This window comes from Bacillus sp. KS1, from assembly GCF_020075515.1.
Taxonomy (GTDB): domain Bacteria; phylum Bacillota; class Bacilli; order Bacillales; family Bacillaceae; genus Bacillus; species Bacillus velezensis.
In genome coordinates this window covers 601,553-619,724 of the sequence record NZ_JACAWW010000015.1, presented here as the reverse complement: position 1 = coordinate 619,724, position 18,172 = coordinate 601,553, and the positions used below count along the sequence as shown (strand labels likewise).

The 18,172-nt window shown below is 42.6% G+C and carries 22 protein-coding genes and 1 pseudogene; 8 read left to right on the top strand and 15 right to left on the bottom strand.

Annotated features, from left to right (window positions below; all coding sequences use genetic code 11):
- Positions 1-173 precede the first annotated feature (173 nt).
- The gene (locus HWY38_RS10110) at positions 174-347 is read left to right on the top strand and encodes an aspartyl-phosphate phosphatase Spo0E family protein (RefSeq protein WP_012117647.1); all 174 of its coding nucleotides are present in this window, start codon (positions 174-176) and stop codon (positions 345-347) included.
- A 73-nt stretch (positions 348-420) separates the two neighbouring features.
- Here HWY38_RS10110 and HWY38_RS10105 read toward each other — a convergent pair whose 3' ends face one another.
- The 6 genes from HWY38_RS10105 to yneA all read right to left on the bottom strand — a co-directional run bounded on the left by HWY38_RS10105 (position 421) and on the right by yneA (position 4,772).
- Positions 421-639, bottom strand: a complete 219-nt coding sequence (locus HWY38_RS10105) for a YneF family protein (protein WP_003153994.1) — start codon at positions 637-639, stop codon at positions 421-423.
- 85 nt (positions 640-724) lie between these two features.
- Positions 725-1,171 (bottom strand): sporulation inhibitor of replication protein SirA, encoded by a 447-nt coding sequence (gene sirA / locus HWY38_RS10100; protein WP_003153995.1) that lies wholly within the window; start codon positions 1,169-1,171, stop codon positions 725-727.
- Positions 1,172-1,322: 151 nt separating this feature from the next.
- On the bottom strand, positions 1,323-3,326 hold the full coding sequence (gene tkt / locus HWY38_RS10095) for a transketolase (protein WP_007611727.1): 2,004 nt from the start codon (positions 3,324-3,326) through the stop codon (positions 1,323-1,325).
- A gap of 166 nt (positions 3,327-3,492) precedes the next feature.
- Complete coding sequence (locus tag HWY38_RS10090; RefSeq protein WP_003153997.1) at positions 3,493-3,726, bottom strand: DUF896 domain-containing protein; 234 nt, start codon at positions 3,724-3,726, stop codon at positions 3,493-3,495.
- A 68-nt stretch (positions 3,727-3,794) separates the two neighbouring features.
- Complete coding sequence (locus HWY38_RS10085; protein ID WP_003153998.1) at positions 3,795-4,445, bottom strand: recombinase family protein; 651 nt, start codon at positions 4,443-4,445, stop codon at positions 3,795-3,797.
- Positions 4,446-4,460: 15 nt separating this feature from the next.
- Positions 4,461-4,772, bottom strand: coding sequence for a cell division suppressor protein YneA (gene yneA, locus HWY38_RS10080; RefSeq protein WP_003154001.1), 312 nt, complete (start codon positions 4,770-4,772; stop codon positions 4,461-4,463).
- 156 nt (positions 4,773-4,928) lie between these two features.
- On the opposite strand from yneA, the gene lexA reads away from it, so the two are divergent.
- Positions 4,929-5,549: a transcriptional repressor LexA gene (gene lexA, locus HWY38_RS10075; RefSeq protein WP_007611720.1), complete on the top strand. Its 621-nt coding sequence runs from the start codon at positions 4,929-4,931 to the stop codon at positions 5,547-5,549.
- A 338-nt stretch (positions 5,550-5,887) separates the two neighbouring features.
- Here the strand turns inward: lexA and HWY38_RS10070 are convergent, their stop codons facing one another.
- Positions 5,888-6,316 carry a hypothetical protein gene (locus HWY38_RS10070; RefSeq protein ID WP_224181754.1) on the bottom strand — a complete coding sequence of 143 codons (429 nt, stop codon included), beginning with the start codon at positions 6,314-6,316 and terminating at the stop codon, positions 5,888-5,890.
- Positions 6,317-6,469: 153 nt separating this feature from the next.
- On the opposite strand from HWY38_RS10070, the gene HWY38_RS10065 reads away from it, so the two are divergent.
- On the top strand, positions 6,470-6,919 hold the full coding sequence (locus HWY38_RS10065) for a YndM family protein (RefSeq protein ID WP_003154009.1): 450 nt from the start codon (positions 6,470-6,472) through the stop codon (positions 6,917-6,919).
- Between the two features lie 27 nt (positions 6,920-6,946).
- Here the strand turns inward: HWY38_RS10065 and HWY38_RS10060 are convergent, their stop codons facing one another.
- From HWY38_RS10060 to HWY38_RS10050, 3 genes are all read right to left on the bottom strand, one after another.
- The gene (locus HWY38_RS10060) at positions 6,947-7,777 is read right to left on the bottom strand and encodes a prohibitin family protein (protein ID WP_069007440.1); all 831 of its coding nucleotides are present in this window, start codon (positions 7,775-7,777) and stop codon (positions 6,947-6,949) included.
- A complete protein-coding gene (locus HWY38_RS10055; protein ID WP_007410334.1) occupies positions 7,764-7,913 on the bottom strand; it encodes a hypothetical protein in 150 nt (49 codons plus the stop codon). Before HWY38_RS10055 ends, HWY38_RS10060 begins: the two co-directional genes overlap by 14 nt.
- 108 nt (positions 7,914-8,021) lie before the next feature.
- Entirely contained in the window at positions 8,022-8,843 is an 822-nt protein-coding gene (locus HWY38_RS10050) for a poly-gamma-glutamate hydrolase family protein (RefSeq protein ID WP_224181753.1), read from the bottom strand.
- A 209-nt stretch (positions 8,844-9,052) separates the two neighbouring features.
- Here HWY38_RS10050 and HWY38_RS10045 point away from each other — a divergent pair.
- A pseudogene (locus HWY38_RS10045) lies at positions 9,053-9,160 on the top strand (DUF4177 domain-containing protein); the annotation flags it as partial.
- A gap of 88 nt (positions 9,161-9,248) precedes the next feature.
- On the opposite strand, the gene HWY38_RS10040 reads toward HWY38_RS10045, so the two are convergent.
- Positions 9,249-9,683, bottom strand: coding sequence for a dUTP diphosphatase (locus tag HWY38_RS10040; protein ID WP_003154017.1), 435 nt, complete (start codon positions 9,681-9,683; stop codon positions 9,249-9,251).
- 379 nt (positions 9,684-10,062) lie between these two features.
- On the opposite strand from HWY38_RS10040, the gene HWY38_RS10035 reads away from it, so the two are divergent.
- The 3 genes from HWY38_RS10035 to HWY38_RS10025 all read left to right on the top strand — a co-directional run bounded on the left by HWY38_RS10035 (position 10,063) and on the right by HWY38_RS10025 (position 13,661).
- The gene (locus tag HWY38_RS10035) at positions 10,063-12,480 is read left to right on the top strand and encodes a peptidase G2 autoproteolytic cleavage domain-containing protein (protein WP_224181752.1); all 2,418 of its coding nucleotides are present in this window, start codon (positions 10,063-10,065) and stop codon (positions 12,478-12,480) included.
- 167 nt (positions 12,481-12,647) lie between these two features.
- A complete protein-coding gene (locus HWY38_RS10030) occupies positions 12,648-12,839 on the top strand; it encodes a hypothetical protein (protein ID WP_411908471.1) in 192 nt (63 codons plus the stop codon).
- A 285-nt stretch (positions 12,840-13,124) separates the two neighbouring features.
- Complete coding sequence (locus HWY38_RS10025; protein WP_007611706.1) at positions 13,125-13,661, top strand: hypothetical protein; 537 nt, start codon at positions 13,125-13,127, stop codon at positions 13,659-13,661.
- A gap of 338 nt (positions 13,662-13,999) precedes the next feature.
- Here HWY38_RS10025 and HWY38_RS10020 read toward each other — a convergent pair whose 3' ends face one another.
- Positions 14,000-14,539, bottom strand: a complete 540-nt coding sequence (locus HWY38_RS10020; RefSeq protein ID WP_224181751.1) for a GNAT family N-acetyltransferase — start codon at positions 14,537-14,539, stop codon at positions 14,000-14,002.
- Positions 14,540-14,680: 141 nt separating this feature from the next.
- Here HWY38_RS10020 and HWY38_RS10015 point away from each other — a divergent pair, with 141 nt between their 5' ends.
- Positions 14,681-14,779 (top strand): YjcZ family sporulation protein, encoded by a 99-nt coding sequence (locus HWY38_RS10015; protein WP_003154022.1) that lies wholly within the window; start codon positions 14,681-14,683, stop codon positions 14,777-14,779.
- Positions 14,780-14,943: 164 nt separating this feature from the next.
- On the opposite strand, the gene HWY38_RS10010 is transcribed toward HWY38_RS10015, so the two are convergent.
- From HWY38_RS10010 to HWY38_RS10000, 3 genes are all read right to left on the bottom strand, one after another.
- Positions 14,944-15,564 carry a lytic polysaccharide monooxygenase gene (locus HWY38_RS10010; RefSeq protein WP_003154023.1) on the bottom strand — a complete coding sequence of 207 codons (621 nt, stop codon included), beginning with the start codon at positions 15,562-15,564 and terminating at the stop codon, positions 14,944-14,946.
- Positions 15,565-15,771: 207 nt separating this feature from the next.
- Positions 15,772-16,845, bottom strand: a complete 1,074-nt coding sequence (locus HWY38_RS10005) for an LLM class flavin-dependent oxidoreductase (protein ID WP_224181750.1) — start codon at positions 16,843-16,845, stop codon at positions 15,772-15,774.
- A 225-nt stretch (positions 16,846-17,070) separates the two neighbouring features.
- Complete coding sequence (locus tag HWY38_RS10000; protein WP_224181749.1) at positions 17,071-17,691, bottom strand: DUF3885 domain-containing protein; 621 nt, start codon at positions 17,689-17,691, stop codon at positions 17,071-17,073.
- Positions 17,692-18,172 lie beyond the last annotated feature (481 nt).

The window sequence follows — 18,172 nt, the reverse complement described above, 5'->3', positions numbered from 1 at the left end:
TCATTTCATTTTTTTAACACTTTCCCGAGAAGGATTACTTTTTATAGAAAAAGCTTATATAATTTAATTTGACATCGAGATATTATACTCCTTCTTATTTGAAAAACAGTATAAATGTGGATATAATAATAGCGACTCAGGTGAAAGATTTATGTATGAAAGGATATATCCCTGTGATTAGAGAGCATCTATTAAATGAAATTGAAAAAAAACGGGCAGAGCTGCTTAAAATCGTCATGACAAACGGAATGACATCAAACATTACGATAGAACTCAGCCAGGAGCTTGACCACCTTCTCATACAATACCAAAAAGAACTGCACACCGGCAGTTGGGGTGAAACATGACGTCAAAATAAAAAACCCTCTCCGGGTTTTTTATTTTTATAACCATGTATCTCTATATCATAATCTGTACGTATTATTTCGCTTGATTATTCATGGCTTTCATCATTTGATTAATTTTCTTTTGAGAAGGTTTCATTCCCATTTGCATCATCATCATGCGTAACATTTGTTCATTAATAGGCGGATTCTTTTTCAAATAGCTCATCATATATTTACGAGCAATAAAAAACCCGAGTGCAACACCTATGAGCAATGCGACAACGCCCACTAGGATGCCAACCCATAAAGTCATTTTATTTCCTCCTTCATGTTGTCTAGTTTAAAGTGTACTAAACCAAAGGCTATTATACAACATTTACATCTCTTTTTCCTCGTTTTTAGACAAAATTTCTTTCTCTGACCGGATTTAACCACCCGTAGCGCCGTGTCTTGAAATCCATTGCAAGAAAACAGGGGCTGATTTTACGCAGAATCTCAAAGAAAATCGTTTCCGCCTCATAATCTCCCGAAGCTGCAATCTCAATTAAACTGTCTTTCATCATGAAGGTGGCGCGGCCCTTTTCTCCGGGCAGTGTAAGCCGGTAAATGGAATCCAAACGGCTGTAACTCATTCGGTTTAAATGCAGCTGGAGACGCTGATGCATATGTATCACCGGAATCGGTTCCGTTATATATTGAACTTGCTTTTCTGTCATTTGATATTCCTGGGGTGTCAGGTCTGTCCAATGATAGTCTCGAAACAACTCAAACATAGCCGTTTCCCGCCCGAAGTAGTGGTTCGCAAACTCATCCTTTATCAGGTGCGTATAGTAATGACGTTCCATTTCCTCATCCCCTTTTACAGCGCTTCGTTATTGCTTTCTATTATACAAAAGGAGAAAAGAAAGAATTGTCTATTACTGTTACGCCGCCCCTTCTATTTTTGTCGCATAAACAGGAAAAAGAGGATGATTTGACTCATCCTCTTTTGTCTCGTTATTTGTTTAAAAGTTTTTTCACACGGTCAACCACGTTTTCTGCAGTAAACCCGTATTCTTTCATAATTGTTTCTCCCGGAGCTGAAGCACCGAAACGGTCAATTGCGAGAACGTCTCCTTCAAGACCGGTAAATTTACCCCATCCGAAGCTTGAACCCATTTCGATCGCAAGACGTTTCGTCACATTCGGAGGAAGCACGCTGTTTTTGTACTCGGCCGATTGTTTTTCAAAGCGGTCCCAGCTCGGCATGCTGACTACAGATACGTGAATGTTTTCTTCAGCCAGTTTCGCTTGAGCTTCGATCGCAAGTCCGACTTCAGAACCTGTCGCTAAAAGAAGAGCGGCCGGTGATTCCGTTTGGGCTTTGGAAACGATATAAGCCCCTTTTTCCACGCCCGCATACGCTTCTTCAGCCTGCTGATCAATCGTCGGCAGGTTTTGGCGTGTCAATACAAGAGCTGTCGGATGATCTTGGCTTTGAACGGCAACCTTCCATGCAGCTGCGGTTTCATTTCCGTCAGCAGGTCTGATCACAGAAAGGTTAGGAAGTGCGCGTAAAGAAGCAAGCTGCTCAATCGGTTCGTGAGTCGGCCCGTCCTCTCCTACGGCAATACTGTCATGTGTGAATACATAAGTGACGGGAAGACCCATCAATGACGCCAGACGAATGGCAGGTCTTAAATAATCAGAGAACACAAAGAATGTGCCGCCGAATACGCGAAGGCCGCCGTGAAGCGCCATTCCGTTTAATGCAGCGCCCATCGCAAATTCACGGACACCGAACCAGAAGTTTTTCCCGGCGTAGTCTTTGGCCGTGAAGTCTCCTCCATTTTTGATTGTCGTTTTATTTGAACCCGCAAGGTCAGCAGATCCCCCGACAAAGAAAGGAATTTTCTTAGCGATCCCGTTCAGCACCTCACCTGAAGATGCGCGGGAAGCAAGGCTGCTGCCTTTTTCATAAACGGGAACTTCCTGATCCCAGTCTTTAGGAAGCTCGCCTTTCATGCCGAGTGACAGCTGTTCAGCAAGCTCAGGATATTTTTCTTTATAAGCCGCGAACAGTTCATTCCATTCCTGTTCTTTTTTCGAACCGGCTTCTTTTACAGCTTGATTGAAATGCCCGTATACTTCTTCCGGAACATAAAAATCTTCTTCAAACGTCCAAGCATACGCTTCTTTTGTCAGCTTGCTCTCTTCTAGTCCTAACGGAGCGCCGTGAACGCCGGATGTGCCCGCGCGGTTTGGAGAACCGAAACCGATCGTGGTTTTCACTTCAATCAAAGTCGGTTTTTTATCATTCTGGCGCGCTTTTTCAATTGCAGCCGTCAATTCAGCGATGTTGTTTCCGTCCTCAACATAAAGAACTTCCCAGTTCATTGCTTCAAAACGCTGCTTTACATTTTCAGAGAAAGAACGGTCTAAATCGCCGTCTAAAGAAATGTCATTAGAATCGTATAATACGATCAGGCGGCCTAATTCAAGATGGCCTGCAAGAGAAGCGGCTTCGGAAGAAATGCCTTCCATTAAATCACCGTCTCCGCAAATACTGTATGTATAATGATCAACTACGTTGAAAGAATCACGGTTATATGTCTCAGCCAGATGGCGTTCTGCAATTGCCATTCCCACTGCCATTGCAATACCCTGTCCAAGCGGCCCGGTCGTTGCGTCTACTCCGGCTGTGTGTCCGAACTCCGGATGTCCCGGTGTTTTGCTTCCCCATTGACGGAACTGTTTCAAGTCTTCAATGCTGAGGTCATATCCGCTTAAATGCAGCATGCTGTATAAAAGCATTGAACCGTGGCCTGCTGATAAAACAAAGCGGTCGCGGTTAAACCAGCCCGGATTCTGCGGATTTACATTCATAAATTTCGTCCACAGCGTGTATGCCATCGGAGCAGCTCCCATCGGCATGCCCGGATGTCCGGAATTCGCTTTTTCAATTGCGTCTATAGATAGTGTACGAATGGTGGCAACTGATTTCTTTTCAATTGTATCCATTATAATCCCCTTCCATATTGTTGTACCTTTTCATCATAAAGCGATGCTGACTTTTTCTCAACTCTTTCAGCTTAAATTTGAGATAAACTTGTTGAAAATTGTCGTAAAGCACATCCTGATATTAGTATATACGAAAAAAGAATACGTATTGCCGTATTCTTTCTGTTTAATGAAGATTATTTTTCTGTTGTTCTCTTTTTAATTTTTCAGGGGTGACATCGTTGCCTTCCGGATCAATCACTTTTACGCTCTTTAACGTATTTTTCATTGAGGAGCGGAATCCTTTCAAATACTCCTGGCGAAGCTTTTGCTGTTCAGCTTTTTCCTCATCCGTTATCGTGTTTGATTTAGCTTTTTGAGCCAATTCGTTAATTCTTGCGATTTTTTCTTTAGAAATCATAATAAGCTCCTTTGGTGCGTGTTGATTATATACTACTAAAACGCAGTCTTTTTTACAACTGATGCGCGTCAGCTGCCTTCTGTGTCTGCGGTATATTCCTGAAACCGCCGGTGAACCGTGGCTTTGGACACATCGTAGCCGAATCCCCTTAAGGTCGCTGCGATTTCTGCAAAGGTAAGCTTGTTGGCTCTCAGCCTGATAATTTCCGAAACCGGAACCTCTTTTTTTTCTTTTCCGCTGTTTTCATGCCTGTTTTTCAGATTCCGTTCAGGTTTGTAGCCGTTTTTCACGGCTCTTTTCATTCCCCGCCGGATTTTCATATTGTGAATTTTCCTTTGATATTCCTCAACAATACTGACGATTTCGAGTACCATCGAATCAGCTTCAGAAAGCTCCAGTTCACCTTTATGAGCCGTCGTATATATTTTCACATTCTCCCTGTAAATACAATGCAAAAGCGCAATCTTGGCGTTTCCTCTTCCCAATCTCGTTTCGTCCTGCACCAATATCGCGTCAATATGTGATTTTTTAATTTCATCAAGCATTTCAAATACTCCGTCGCGGTCCATTTCGTAACCGCTGGCTTTCTCAGAAATGACTTTCACGACTTCCATGCCGTTTGCAGCAGCGATCTCACTGAGCTCCTCTTCCTGTCTTTTTAATGATGTTTGCTGCTGTTCTTTGTTTGTGCTTACGCGGGCATAAATGAGCGCCTTCATTTCTCTCTTTCCTCTCTAATTGACAATGGCCAGCTGATATACGGCCGGATGCTTTTTCTTAACCGGAAGAATAAGCTCGTCTCCGGGCTTTATATCAGCAGTTTGGAGATGATTATTCTCCGTCACCCACTCAATGAAATCTTCTTTATTAATGTGTTTCTTTTCTGCTACATGATCCGCAAGTGACCAGAGTGTATCGCCGTCCTGAACCTTTATTTTAACATATTGGCTGAGGGACTGATCATTCCCCGCACATGAGACAAGTAAAATAGCGGCACTTAAAATCGCAGTAAACAGCCCGACAAATATAATAGATTCTTTCGCCATGTAAACAACCTCCGATAAGAATGTTTGTTCGCTTTTTATACCTTTCAGTATATACGAACAAACGTTTCTGTCAATCGTTTTTTTCGAACCTATGTTTGTACTGTCAGGAAAATCATGCTATAATCTACTTAAAATCGACGTTTTGAGGTGCGAAATATGACGAAGCTATCAAAAAGGCAGCTTGATATCCTGCGTTTTATTAAAGAAGAGGTAAAAACGAAAGGATATCCGCCTTCTGTAAGAGAGATAGGAGAAGCAGTAGGACTGGCTTCCAGTTCAACCGTGCACGGCCATTTGGCGCGGCTGGAGACAAAAGGCCTGATCAGACGGGACCCTACTAAACCGAGGGCGATTGAAGTATTGGATGAAGAAGAAGTCCAAATTCCGAAAAGCCAGGTCGTAAACGTTCCGGTCATCGGGAAAGTGACGGCGGGTATTCCGATTACGGCTGTTGAAAATATCGACGAGTATTTTCCGCTTCCTGACCGGATGGTTCCTCCGGGCGAACATGTCTTTATGTTAGAAATCATGGGAGAAAGTATGATTGACGCCGGCATTTTTGACAAAGATTACGTCATTGTCAAACAGCAGAACACGGCTAATAACGGAGAAATCGTCGTAGCTATGACCGAAGATGATGAAGCGACGGTCAAGCGCTTCTATAAAGAAGACAATTATGTGCGACTGCAGCCGGAAAATCCGACGATGGAGCCGATTATCCTGCAAAACGTAAGCATTTTGGGGAAAGTTATCGGCGTATTCAGAGCCGTACATTAATTCTATTAAACTTCATTTATCGTAAAAAACCCCTCTGTAAGGGGTTTTTTTGCATAAAAAAAGCAGATTCGCCCTGGCTTAAGAAACGAATCTGCTAAGGAGGAAAAACTTACATTCTTATTATCCGACATCACACTTTTGAAGTCAACTAATAATGTTTCCCTCAAGAAACTTTTCATCCACTTTTCAACTTTGTATATTTGTGCGTGATGAATTTGCTTTTGTTTATCTTTTCTTTGGGCGGGTGCATCAAAATTTATATATGAATATTTAGTACATAGTACGATAAGTTATATTTAAATATAAAAAAACCCGCTGCCTTTAGCGAGTATCTATTTTCAATCAAAATGATAATATTCTACACCGTATAACCCTTTAATATAGACGGGGCCACAGACGTTTGAAGAACTTTCGACCAGAATCCTGTATTTGTGATACGGATCAATTGATTTTTTATCCTGGGCACTGAGGTTTAACCAGCTGCCGCTGTAGTTTTTAGAACTTAATGTATAAAAATTTCCGTTCAGCGCCATCCGTTGGAGTTTCATGCTTAAACCGCACGAAGAGTTGTTCATTATGGTGAACTTATATCCTAAAAAGTAATCGTCGGCAGCTACAGCCCCCGGATTTTCAATATGAAACTCTTTTGCATTTCCCTCCAAAGTGAAGCTTGTTTTTGATCCGAATTCAATGGTAGCCGCTTTAGCTGAGTGTATTCCGCTAAAACATAATAAAAAAACAGCAATACATATCCAGTATTTTTTCATTTGCATCCCCCTTTTTACATATTTTAACTTGTGAATCCTGTGATGTCTATTCACATTTTATTAAAACGTATCCTTTATAACCACTATATACCAGTTTAAAAATTTGCGGATTGCTTACAATGAAGACTAAACGAAATAACGAAGGTGGTTCAAATGAAACACGTAATTGCTTTCGCTTCCAAAACGGCGCTCACACTTGCTTTACTGTACATTGTTCTGGATCTTATGTACCAAGTAACCTTTTTAAACGTTCTGTTTATTACAGTGATCTTAAGTTTAATCACTTATTTTGCGGGTGATTGCATGATTCTGCCGAGAACAAGCAATTTCACAGCCGTTGCAGCTGATTTCGGAATTTCATTCATTATATTATGGATATTCCTTATGAATATTGGCGGATTTAATGTCTCGCCTGCCGCGGCATCGGTTATCTCTGCACTTTGCATTTCTGTTTTTGAGGCATTTTTTCACCGGTATTTGCAGCAATATGTACTTCCCGAAGATTATCAGGACACAACAGAGACGGATAGCACGCTATGGAGCTATCAAACCGAGGCGTCTGAAGAATTAGTGCCGGAAAAAGACCCACAGGAAAAAACATAAAAAGGAGGCAATCGCCTCCTTCTCTTTTTATTTTTGCTTCTGATCGTCTAGCGGCAGCTGCAGCAGTGAGTCTGTGCCTGTCGCTTTCGGCGTTTTTCCGTCCCATTTTTCAATCCATTTATATTTGATCATTTCATCTGACATTGATTTCTTTATGATTTGGTTGTAATCAGCGATCCCTTCCGCTTCAATTTTTTTCTTTTTCGCTTCGGCTTCGGCTATTTTAATTTCAGTTTGTGTCCGTTCAAGTTCCTGTGAAGACTTCACCCTTGCATCAATAGCTTCCTGTGTGGCTTTATCCGGCTTCGGTACGCCAAGCGTCAGATCATCAATTAAAAATCCAAGACTCTTCATATCATCAGCAAATCTCTTTTGAACATCGGCAGCGGCTTCTGCAGATTTTTGCCCGTATGTGTCAATAACCGAGTATTTGCTGATTGATTTTCGCGCCGCATCCCACAGCCTTGTTTTTAAATATGTATTTTCGATCGTTTCAACGTCTACCGCGCCGAATTTGTTAAACAGATCGACTACTTTATCAGGCTGCACGACATAGTTGTAAGCGATATCCATTTCTATATTTTTACCGTCTGAGGTTGCCACTTTTATATTTTCATTATTCACTGTCTGCATACGCACCGGATATTCCGTTACTTTATTAAATAATCCGACTAAGTGCCAGCCTTGGTCCAATGTGTCGGATTTTACCCCGCCATTCGGTGAGTATACAACCCCGACATAACCGTTCGGTATTTTTTCAATGAATAGTGACGCTGTAACGCCCGCAATTAAAAGGGCTGCACCTATAATCACACCGCCGATAATTTTTTTTGTGTTTCCGCGCTTATTTTCGCTCATGCTGATCTTCTTCCTCCCATGACTTTTTGAATTTTTTGGCTCCGCTTCCCACTTGTTTAAAGATTGGACTAAGCATCAGCCATAAACCGAATCCGATGATGACAAGAAGAATGATAGACCCGATCATCACTTTCATTTGCCCACCTCTTTTCTTTCATCCTGTCAATTATGTATACGATCTTAAGAACTTAAAGTTTCATAAATTTCAAAAGAAAAAGCCCCGCCAACAAAATAGGCGTGCTTATTAATAATTGTCACTGATAAAATCAGAAATCGTTTTTGTGAATTGATAAAAGGTCCCATTTTGTGTGGATGCTCTGCTTTTCAGCGTAAAAGTGTCAAATAGTGATTTTCTGAAGCCGGTGCTCATTTCGATTTGAATACTCAATCCGGATGAAGATTGATTGGCAAGGTTGTTCGGACTGACGCCTGCATATTTATCATTTATGCCAAGAAGAACGGCAGGATACCCGTGCCGTTTCAGCACATCGGTCAAAAGTTCGGCCCGCTCTCTGTCTGTACCGCCGATTTTTATCTTTTTATCGTCACTGCCGTAACCGTGCAATGAAATGACATTAGAGTGCTCTTTCACCATTTGCACGGCCTTCGGTTCATCGAAATGCGAACTTGTCAAATGCAGAGCCGCATTACCGGCTGATTTTAACCCTTCAAATAAATATAAACTCCGGTTTTCGGCAATTTCTCTGGCTAACTCACTGGTCCCCGGCTCTATGCCTCCGCCGTGTATAGCTAATATGAGGACAGAAGGGTTATGCTCTCGCGTTGAAATGGAAAAATCGGAAGGATCTTCATTCAGCTTTAATTCCTCGAAACCGCCGTAAATATCTGAAGCGGCATTAGCCTGAAAGAACGGCAGGAGCAAAAACGGTAAAATCAAAACTAAAATTCCTTTTTTGGTTATTGATGGCATTTGTATGTTTATGTTACAATACAAATGCTTCAGCCTTTGAAGCGAACGGCAGAACAGGGTGACTTTGGACGGTTTCTTCTGCTCTGCCTCTTTGCCAGCTGCTTTACGCTCTACTCTTTTAACCCTTTTTGCCATAACATCATCCTTTCTTTTGTTTACACTTTTGTCACAATATTATATACGTTGGACAAAACCTCCGTTCATCTTGGAGAATAAAAACATCAAAACAACCTCTATCCTTTAACTTAAAAAAGTCTTTCTGTCAAAGAGACGGAAAGCTTAAATGATAATGAAACCCTTCTCCTTAGTTTTGGAGGAGAGTGAAGACTGCTGGGAAATCATTTTATCAATATGCTGAGCTGGGCTGGCGTCCGGCTCAAATATTTGCTCCCGGCATAAACGGTTACGGAGCGGCCGCTTATTTCGAAGTCAAATTCGAACGTGACGTATGATTTCCCAATTCAAGAATCACCGAAACAAATTGAATGTAACTGCTGTTTCCATAAAAAAAAGACTGCTGTTAAGCAGTCTTTTTTCGTTTTATTTCGTGCCTGTTGATCCCAGTCCGCCGCGGTCATTGTTCCCGAGCTTGTCTACTTCGATCAGCTCCACTTCAGGCATTTTCTTCATGATTCTGAATTGGCAGATCCGCTCCCCCTTGGATATGTCGGTATCCCGAAGCGCGAATGCAGGAAAAAACCAAAAGTCATTGTCGCCTTTATATGATTCATCAATGACTCCCATTGAATTTGTCTGAATGATACCGAAATGCTTATATGTACTTGAACGCGGTACGACATGGGCCTCATATCCTTCCGGCAGTTCCATCGCAACTCCAAGCGGGATAAGTTTGAATTCACCTTTTTTGATTGTTATATCTTCAGCTGCCCGCAGATCAATCCAATCGCCCTGTTCAATTTTACTGATTCTCGTTTGGGTATCATCTGAATATTTAATTTTGATTTGTAAAGTCATTTTCGCTGCTCCTTTTGCTTCCCTATTTCAGTCGTATTGATGACCAATCCGTGCCCCATTATACCATTTAACTGATAAGAATGTTGTTTTTGGTGTATATGCAGCCGAAGAAGAAGCACTGCGAGGTCCATGAGAATAAACCTAAAATGAGGGCCCCTCCTATCAGTTTTTTCCTTCATTTTCACATGACAGCTTCAATTACAATAATGCAAAGCTTTATATCCGTTGTTTCAACAGAGCTTTTTTAAAATTTCACCTTGGTTTCAAAAGGAATTTCGTTCTGAATAAAGAATTTGAAGAATAAGCGCTTAAAGGGCGTGCGACTCTTTTCTGTCCCCTGCCTCAGGCGCTTATATCAAAAGAAAGAGGTGTCTTTAGAATGGTTCAATTTAAAAACTTTCCTGATCCGTCTTTAAACGCCCCATTGCAGTCTCGCCCTGCACAGCCCTCTGAATTGGAGCATCTCAAAGCAAGGATGCAGAATTTTATTAAGCATTCCGCAACGGATGATAATCTTGAGATCGCAGATGCCCGGGTGACGGCGGAAGGAATGGTCACCTCACTTTTAAAAGAACGGCTTGATACAGAATACGAAATGCTTAAGAATAAAATCACCCGGGAAGTGAATGTGGAGGACTACGGAGCGATCCCTGACGGCCGGGACAATACGGAAGCCTTTCGGAGAGCGATCGGGAACGGCCGGGTCAAAGTAAATGTTCCCGCAGGAGAATTTTTGGTTCAAGGGATAAAACTCCCCTCATGGACCACTATTTCCGGTGAGGGACAAGGGATTACCGTGCTAAAGCTTCATGAGGACACTCCCGCATACGAATGGGTCATTACTAACGATGATTACGAAAATGGAAACCGTAATATTTTTGTCCAGAACATGACTTTAGACTGGAATCCTGATCGTCAATGCGGGGTCAGGAACCCCGGAGGACAGTTTTCCAGCTGTTTAACGTTTGCTAATGTGCAATACGGCTGGATTAAGAATGTTGAAACGGTTAACGCGGGTCTCCATGGTATTGATATTACATCTCCGACTTACGATCATTTGCCTGAAACAGAATGGACGAAAGACGGATGCCGATATATATGGATTGATAACTGTGTGGCATACGGCGCCGGAGACGACGGCATTACCACCCATTACAGCGAGTATATTTTCATCTCGAACTGCCATTCCGGAAACCCCCGCGGCACAGAGCATGCTGAGGGCAGCGCAAACTCGAACGGCATTGAAATTGACGACGGCTCTAAACATGTGTGGCTTTTAAATAACTATACGAGCGGAAATATCCGCGGGATTGAGGTAAAGGCGCACAGCCTGTGGCCGGCTTCTCAAAATGTTCATATTATCGGTCATGTTTCGTATCGTGATGTACGTTCATTTGATATTCGTCATATCGGCCATCATCAGGCATCAGACCCCGAAAGCACGACGGCTTATGATGTTACTTTAACCGATTGCACCGCGATTGAACCGGTGTTTAATGCTCTCTATGACGGTGTGACCCCGAGGGCGCTGGTCATCTCTGCCTATAAAAACGTTAATGTAAACGGATTCACAGCTATCGGTGATCCCTCATACGACTATGGCGGGAATCCAGTCGTGGCTCTTCAATACCGCAGTCAAAATATTACGATCAACGGCATTAAAATACGCGGCTTTACACAAGCAGGTGTTGACATCAATATATCCGGCGGATCAAATAAAACCGATTATGTTAAAATTTTAAATTTTGATATATACAAGTCTTCTCCTAAAGGCATCTCCATCGGCGGAGGCCAATATAACGTAAATATTATGAACGGTACGATGATCGGAGACGGCGGTTCCGTCGGAATTACGTCCCCTAACAGTCAGGCCGTCATTCTCGGGGTGCAAGCGGAAGGTTACAGCGCGGCCGCATCTATAAAAGGACAGACTTATGAGCAGATCCCCGTCAATTTAAAGGGAGGCGCACAGCTCGCGACCAGCTCCGGTTTTGCATTCAACCCGACAAGCGCTGTTATTGCGGGAACAGGCGATATTACGGCCAGAGGTGACAGAAATGCGATCATCAGCTCTTCCGGAGGTTCAAGTTCTGAAGGTTCAAGGGCCTTTATCGCCGCTTCAAACAATGTCCATATTACGGGCAGCAAAGTCTCCAGAACGATTCTGTCATCAGAAAGCATTACATTGGAAGAACCATACACGGTTGCCGGAGGGCATCAGTCCATCAAATGGAAACTGGATTCAGCGGGCGGCCACGGTACGTTCGCCGGAGCTGTCACCTCTTCCCTGTCTGGGTACGGAGAATATTTTGAAAGTGTAACCGGCCAGACAATTCCCGTCGGGACGATTGTCACAGTGAAAGGCGAAAAAATTGAATCGGCTCACGTCGGAGATTACATGCTCGGCGTCATTTCAGAAACAGCCGCTTTTATCTCAGGAGCCGCAAGCTTCGGATGGCAAAGCCGCTTTTTGACAAACGAGTTCGGCGGTTTCATATACGAAAATGTGACTGACGAAGAAACAGGAGAAACGGTACGCGTGCCGAAACAAAATCCGGACTGCAGTCCGGCTCTTGAAGCTGACTATGAAGCACGCGCGGCCAGAGACGAATGGCACATTGTCGGACTCAACGGCCGGCATTACGTACGGGTCGACAGTACGGTCAGCCCGGGAGATTATATCACAGCCCATAACGGAATCGGGACTAAAGCCGCGGAAGGCTGGAAGGTATTGAAACTGACAGCCTTATACAGTTCTGAAAAAGGGTACGGCATTGCAATTGCGGTTATCAAATAGGGTCTCAATATCAGGATCATCTTCTCTCTTTTCTATCTGGCGGATATGATCCTGTTTTTTATACCGAATGAGATGCCTCTTTTTCAACATACCGTTTCATTTGTCCAAGCCATCCATGCTTTCTGTCATAGAATACTACCGTCAGATGAAAAAGGAGGAATATGAGTATGGATATGGGTATGGAAATGGATATGGATATGGATATGGATATGGATATGGACATGGATATGAACGGACATTATGATCACCACCCAAAGCAGCCTAAACAAAAAAAGAAGAAACAAGATAAAAAGCATCTTGATTATGATTACATCGTTGTTTATAAAAGAAAATGCAAAAAATGTAAAAAATGCTGCTAACTTGACATATCAACACTTTTTACACCCGGTAAACTCCGGGTGTTTTTCTTATTATGGCGTTTCTCCGGGCTATTTTCACCCAAAATCCGGTCATCCTATCACAATACATAAAAAGACTCTATTATTTTCTTCCCTTTTCGCCTAATTAAAAGTATTTCATTTACAGAAAACAACACAAATAGAATGACATGACTTTTGAGAAAATCTACTCTTTGCTTGGTCAATTTTTCTGCGATACCATGAATTTGCAACATTTTTTAAAAATTTCCTCAGGAGGTCATAGCCATGAAAATCGCCAGAACGGTAGTCGGATCATGCTTAGCTTTATCTCTAACAATTCCTTTCACAGCCAGTGCCTCAGCAGCCAGTCAGTCTGAACACGCAAACGCGCCTCACGTTTCACCCGTTGCAAATCCGCTAGAAAGTAAATTATCCCAAACAGCAGACCAAAACGTAAAAGCAGCAGGTGTTGATGCCGGGCTGAACGTAAACGTAGATGTTCTCGGAATCTCAGATCGCATTGCTGAAGCGGTTAAGTCAGATCAAAACCGAACCGGCTGGGTAAAAAATGTCATGGAAACAACATTTTACGCATCAGGACAGAAGTACAACGTCATGGTGTTCAATTTAAATCAAGAATATGAAGACCGCTTTAACGGCGTTCAGTTTTACGGATCAGCCGTTTATGACGGTATTACTTACGGAATCTGGGTCTTCGAAGACGGGTCCTTCGATAACAAAGGAGACGGGGGCTGGATCAATTGGGCATTCAGAGGGTGGTTCGATCGTGATAATCAGCATATTGAATTCCACAGACCTTAATACGGAGAAAACTTGCGGCAGCGCCCGCAAGTTTTTTTTAACTGGACTGCACATTTTTCACCGTTATAACGACTATACTTGAAGTGCGGGCTCCGAACGCAGCCCCGGTAAAGTCTTTCAAAGTGAGGGTATGCCATGTCAAAGTCTTTAAAAATAATGTTGTGGAGCATATTGGTGTTCATCATCTTGTTAGTGATTCTCGGAATCGTTTCTTACAATCAAACTCCGTCTGCAGAAAGCGCAGCAAAAAAATGCTTTATGGCTTCTAATCAATGTTAAGCCTTCATCGGCTTTTTTTATTTACCGCAGAACACTTGACAAAACGACGAATTTTCAATTTATTCGTTAACGATCTCATTCAGTATAGAATATACACGTGTATCATGGGGCAGCCCGTTTTGATACATATATCTTCTCAAAATTCCTTCAGATTGAAACCCCGCCTTTATCAGTAATTGATGAGACCCTGCATTCTCAATGAAAACAACAGCGCCTATACGATACAGCCCAAGCTTTTCAAACCCAAAAGAAAGAACATTCTCCAACGCTTCAAAAGCATAGCCATTCCTCCAATAATTCGGATGAATCTCATAACCGATCTCCGCCCGCTTATGCTTGGGCACCCAAGAGTTAAAACCAATAGTTCCAATTATTCCCTTATCATCTTTTCTCTCGATTCCCCATCGCATTCCCTTTTTATCATGATATTGGTCTTTAAACCAGCCAATCATTTTTTCAGCCTGTTCCATTGAATCAAAAGGTTCCAAACCATAATAGCGTGTTACATTTGCATTTGAAAAACAAGCAAATATTTGCTTTGCATCTGTCTTTTCAACTTCTCTAAGAATAAGTCTGTCCGTTTCTATTACAGGAAGCATTTACGGTCCCCCCTTTAAAAGAAATGTGAAAAGAAAATATATGCAGACTAAAACCCTTTTTTTAAAAAGTAAACTAGCATCCCTATCAAACTTTACATTTCAGCATAATATGTATTAATCCTCTTTAGGAGGTGAGATTATATGGGATTCTCAGGTGGTTATGGTAGCTCCTTTGCGTTAATCGTGGTGCTATTCATTTTATTAATCATCGTCGGGGCTTCTTTCCTCGGCGGTTATTAAGAATCCTCTTACCTCCGCATCCATGTCAGCACCACCTCCATGATCGTACGGCGCCATAAATGAAATGTTTATGGCGCTCTGCTGTTTTTCCCCTTTTCATTCACACATTAAAACTAAAAAGATCGGCCGATGTATCAACATGCAGCCGATCAGTAATTCATAGATTATTGTGTAAGGTTTACATCGATGACGTTATAGAAGGCATTGGAAGTATCCGCAACGTCCCATACCCCTAAAATGACATGATACCCGCTTCGATCAGTCGGCACAAAAATCTTATGAGTCAGATTCGTATCTGCCTTGGAGCCGTCGTGGTTTACCGTTCCGATTAATTCGAATTCATCTCTTGACAAAGGTTTATTCGGATTCCAGTTTTTCTTGGTGATATAATAGTGCCACTTTGATGTCGCATGAGGGGCCGTGTAGTACCAAGTAAAGGTGTTAAAACCGCCGCGAATGTTTTGTTTTACCCAATAATCTGCAGTCTGCTTGTCTAAACCGAAGTCAATTTGTCCCGATCCTCCATTTGCAGACGCAATTCTTCCATCCGGCGGACCTGCAGCCGGAAATCCTTTCGGCCCTTCTACAGACTGAGGATTATCAATGACGGAGCCATATTTCTGCGCAGCGGCCGTCCAGCCCAATGTTTGTTTCTCTAATGCTCCCATGTACGCTCTGCTGACGGGCTCTTTTATATACCCGTGCGCAGATGCATCACTTGAATAGAAAGCGCCTCCAATACCAAGAGTAACAGTTAAAACTGCAGCTTTGACTAAACCCTTCATTACTGCATCATCCTCCCTCTTTTGATAATAAAAACCTTTCGGTATATACACTTCACGATGGAGGATGAAATGACCTTCCTTTTCTTGATAGGAAAAAGCAATGAGGTTGGCGCTTTCCCCTTTGTTTTTTATAATCATAAAGAAAAAGCCGGGCCGATTCTGTTGTCGAATCCGCGATTGACCGGCCCGCCCCTTTTGCTCAGAACTTCATTCGCTGGATTTGCCGGTTTCTTTTCGGATAACCGGTGCTACTTCCGCTGCTAATCGTTCGATGTTTTCCGCGGCTTTTTTAAACGGCATACCTCCTATATCGATTTGCGCGAGAAATCGCTGATGTCCGAATAACTCGTATTGATGCATGATTTTTTCAATGATCTGCTGTGAGCTTCCCACAAATAAAGCTGTTTCTTTTCCGGACGCCCGCTCAAAATCTTCCTTCGTTAAAGGCTCATCGATCCCGTGATATGAATGAACGTGAGACCAGTAATTTGAATGATACCGGTAAAATTCTTGTATTGCCTGTTCATTCGTTTTTGAAATGAACATATGTCCGGTTACCGCAACCTTCACATTTTCCGGAGGATGACCGGCTTTAGAAGCCGCTTCCCGGTATTTGTCAACAAGCGGCTTAGATGACACCGGATCACCGCTCAGTACAGCTAATGCCAACCCCGCGCCTGCACGCCCGGCCCGTTCTGCGCTTTCCGGAGTCCCCGAAACACCTAACCATAGCGGAATGCTTCCGCGAAAAGGCCGAGGAGAAATTTCTGCCTCGCGCAGCGGCGGCCGGTAACGTCCTTTCCAGGTAACCGATTCTTCCCCGGAATTTAATTTTAAAAAGAGGTCAATGTGTTCTTCAAACAGTTCTTTATAATGGCCTACGTCATAACCGAAAAGAGGAAACGAGTCTAAAAATGCGCCCCGTCCCGCAATGATTTCCGCCCGGCCGTCTGAAATCAGATCAAGCGTTGCAAAATCCTCAAATAAACGGACGGGATCTGCGGTGGATAATACAGTCGTGGCACTGGTCAGCTTAATATTTTCAGTGATCTGTGAAATCGCTGATAAGATGGCCGGCGGCGAAGATACCGCATAATCAAGACGATGATGCTCGCCTACACCGAATACATCAAGCCCTGCGTCGTCAGCCAGTTTCGCCAGCTTCATCAATTCATCTATCCGCTGCTTTGCGCTGACTGTTTTCCCTGTCAGAGGGTCGGGATATAATTCTGCAAATGAATAAATTCCAATTTCCATACAATCACGGTGTTCAGCCCTCACATTTCTCTCCTCCTGCACTGTATAAAAAAGCTTTTATGTTATTCTATTCAGCCGTTTTACAAATAGGAATTCGTTCAAAATAAATACAGAAGCTTAACATGCAGAAGGTCGGTATGAGAGGAAAAAAAGTTTCCGGCGCCCTTCAATTCTGCCCATTACACTCATGCAGCCCGACTAGGCAAGAACAAAGCCGGCACAAGCGGAATTGAATTCATGTGTGCATATTCAGTCCAATTCAATCCAATCGTGATATTGATCATAAAGCTTTCGTATTCTTCCGGCATCAAGAGCAATGACTTCACCCCCTCTGTCATCATACAGAAAGAAAATAATATCCTTTGTCATATTCACAAAAAAAACATCAGGATACCCAACGGAACGGCCCCCGAACCTTGGCTTCAGCGGAAAATCTTCGTGGACGGCTGCCTTAAGTAATTGGGGGATACGCAGATCTTTCCGTTTACATAATAAAGAAAACTGCTGCATTTCATATTCTTCTTCGAACGGGCATGGACAGGTCTTCACTTGAATCCGATATAAATCATCCTTACACTTCAGAAACGGCTGATAAACCTTTAATTTTCTCGGGTGATGACCTTGAGATTTGTGCTTATACACGTTGGCAACAAGGAACATGTCATCGCTATGTTCAAACAGCTCATTGAAAAGTGCGGCGGTTTGATGATGAACAAGCTGAAAATACTCAAGATTCAAAGCACCGCTTTCATTAAATTGATACATATTGCCGCCGAGAGAAAAATGAATTCCCACGTCCCATTGATGATAAATGCCGGGCACTAATTTTAAAGTCGGAAACCTTTCCTTCAGATAATCATTTATTTTCATTCAAACATCTCACTTTCCTTTTCCCGCTCCAGAAGCAGAAGAAGCCGAAAACATTCCGCTTATTTCTTTTTCACCCTTGTTATATTATTCCGATTGGAATACAATGAAATAGAACACTGTGAACCCCATTGATCAGGGTGGATGCTGGTCACATTCATCCTGATCCTTTCTTTTACACAAGATCGCCCCAACTTTGAACCCCTCCGTTTCCAACCCTATTCATTGATATTACATATATTTCAATGGTGTTATTTTCTTACATAAGCATCAAGAGGAGTCAGCTTTGAACAACATCAGAAGATTAAGAGCATATTTTCAGTCTCACCGTAAAATAGGTCTTGACTCTGAACAGCTTTTAACATTTTGATTATCAACCACTTTTCCATTCTCGAGCGCTTCTTTAAATTCATCAAAAAGAATTGAACATTGCTGATTCGATTACTTCCCGCTCCTTCTGTCGTTAAACTGCAAAATGTCCATC

Bases quoted from the DNA above. Each gene is read 5' to 3' on its own strand.
- HWY38_RS10030 (WP_411908471.1), top strand. From the start codon at position 12,648: ATGGATATGGGTATGGAAATGGATATGGATATGGATATGGATATGGAT.
- HWY38_RS10055 (WP_007410334.1), bottom strand. From the start codon at position 7,913: ATGAAAGTGATGATCGGGTCTATCATTCTTCTTGTCATCATCGGATTC.
- HWY38_RS10070 (WP_224181754.1), bottom strand. From the start codon at position 6,316: ATGAAAAAATACTGGATATGTATTGCTGTTTTTTTATTATGTTTTAGC.
- HWY38_RS10105 (WP_003153994.1), bottom strand. From the start codon at position 639: ATGACTTTATGGGTTGGCATCCTAGTGGGCGTTGTCGCATTGCTCATA.
- sirA (WP_003153995.1), bottom strand. From the start codon at position 1,171: ATGGAACGTCATTACTATACGCACCTGATAAAGGATGAGTTTGCGAAC.
- HWY38_RS10035 (WP_224181752.1), top strand. From the start codon at position 10,063: ATGGTTCAATTTAAAAACTTTCCTGATCCGTCTTTAAACGCCCCATTG.
- HWY38_RS10040 (WP_003154017.1), bottom strand. From the start codon at position 9,683: ATGACTTTACAAATCAAAATTAAATATTCAGATGATACCCAAACGAGA.
- tkt (WP_007611727.1), bottom strand. From the start codon at position 3,326: ATGGATACAATTGAAAAGAAATCAGTTGCCACCATTCGTACACTATCT.
- HWY38_RS10015 (WP_003154022.1), top strand. From the start codon at position 14,681: ATGGGATTCTCAGGTGGTTATGGTAGCTCCTTTGCGTTAATCGTGGTG.
- HWY38_RS10065 (WP_003154009.1), top strand. From the start codon at position 6,470: ATGAAACACGTAATTGCTTTCGCTTCCAAAACGGCGCTCACACTTGCT.
- HWY38_RS10020 (WP_224181751.1), bottom strand. From the start codon at position 14,539: ATGCTTCCTGTAATAGAAACGGACAGACTTATTCTTAGAGAAGTTGAA.
- yneA (WP_003154001.1), bottom strand. From the start codon at position 4,772: ATGGCGAAAGAATCTATTATATTTGTCGGGCTGTTTACTGCGATTTTA.
- HWY38_RS10090 (WP_003153997.1), bottom strand. From the start codon at position 3,726: ATGATTTCTAAAGAAAAAATCGCAAGAATTAACGAATTGGCTCAAAAA.
- HWY38_RS10025 (WP_007611706.1), top strand. From the start codon at position 13,125: ATGAAAATCGCCAGAACGGTAGTCGGATCATGCTTAGCTTTATCTCTA.
- lexA (WP_007611720.1), top strand. From the start codon at position 4,929: ATGACGAAGCTATCAAAAAGGCAGCTTGATATCCTGCGTTTTATTAAA.
- HWY38_RS10000 (WP_224181749.1), bottom strand. From the start codon at position 17,691: ATGAAAATAAATGATTATCTGAAGGAAAGGTTTCCGACTTTAAAATTA.
- HWY38_RS10060 (WP_069007440.1), bottom strand. From the start codon at position 7,777: ATGAGCGAAAATAAGCGCGGAAACACAAAAAAAATTATCGGCGGTGTG.
- HWY38_RS10050 (WP_224181753.1), bottom strand. From the start codon at position 8,843: ATGGCAAAAAGGGTTAAAAGAGTAGAGCGTAAAGCAGCTGGCAAAGAG.
- HWY38_RS10085 (WP_003153998.1), bottom strand. From the start codon at position 4,445: ATGAAGGCGCTCATTTATGCCCGCGTAAGCACAAACAAAGAACAGCAG.
- HWY38_RS10010 (WP_003154023.1), bottom strand. From the start codon at position 15,564: ATGAAGGGTTTAGTCAAAGCTGCAGTTTTAACTGTTACTCTTGGTATT.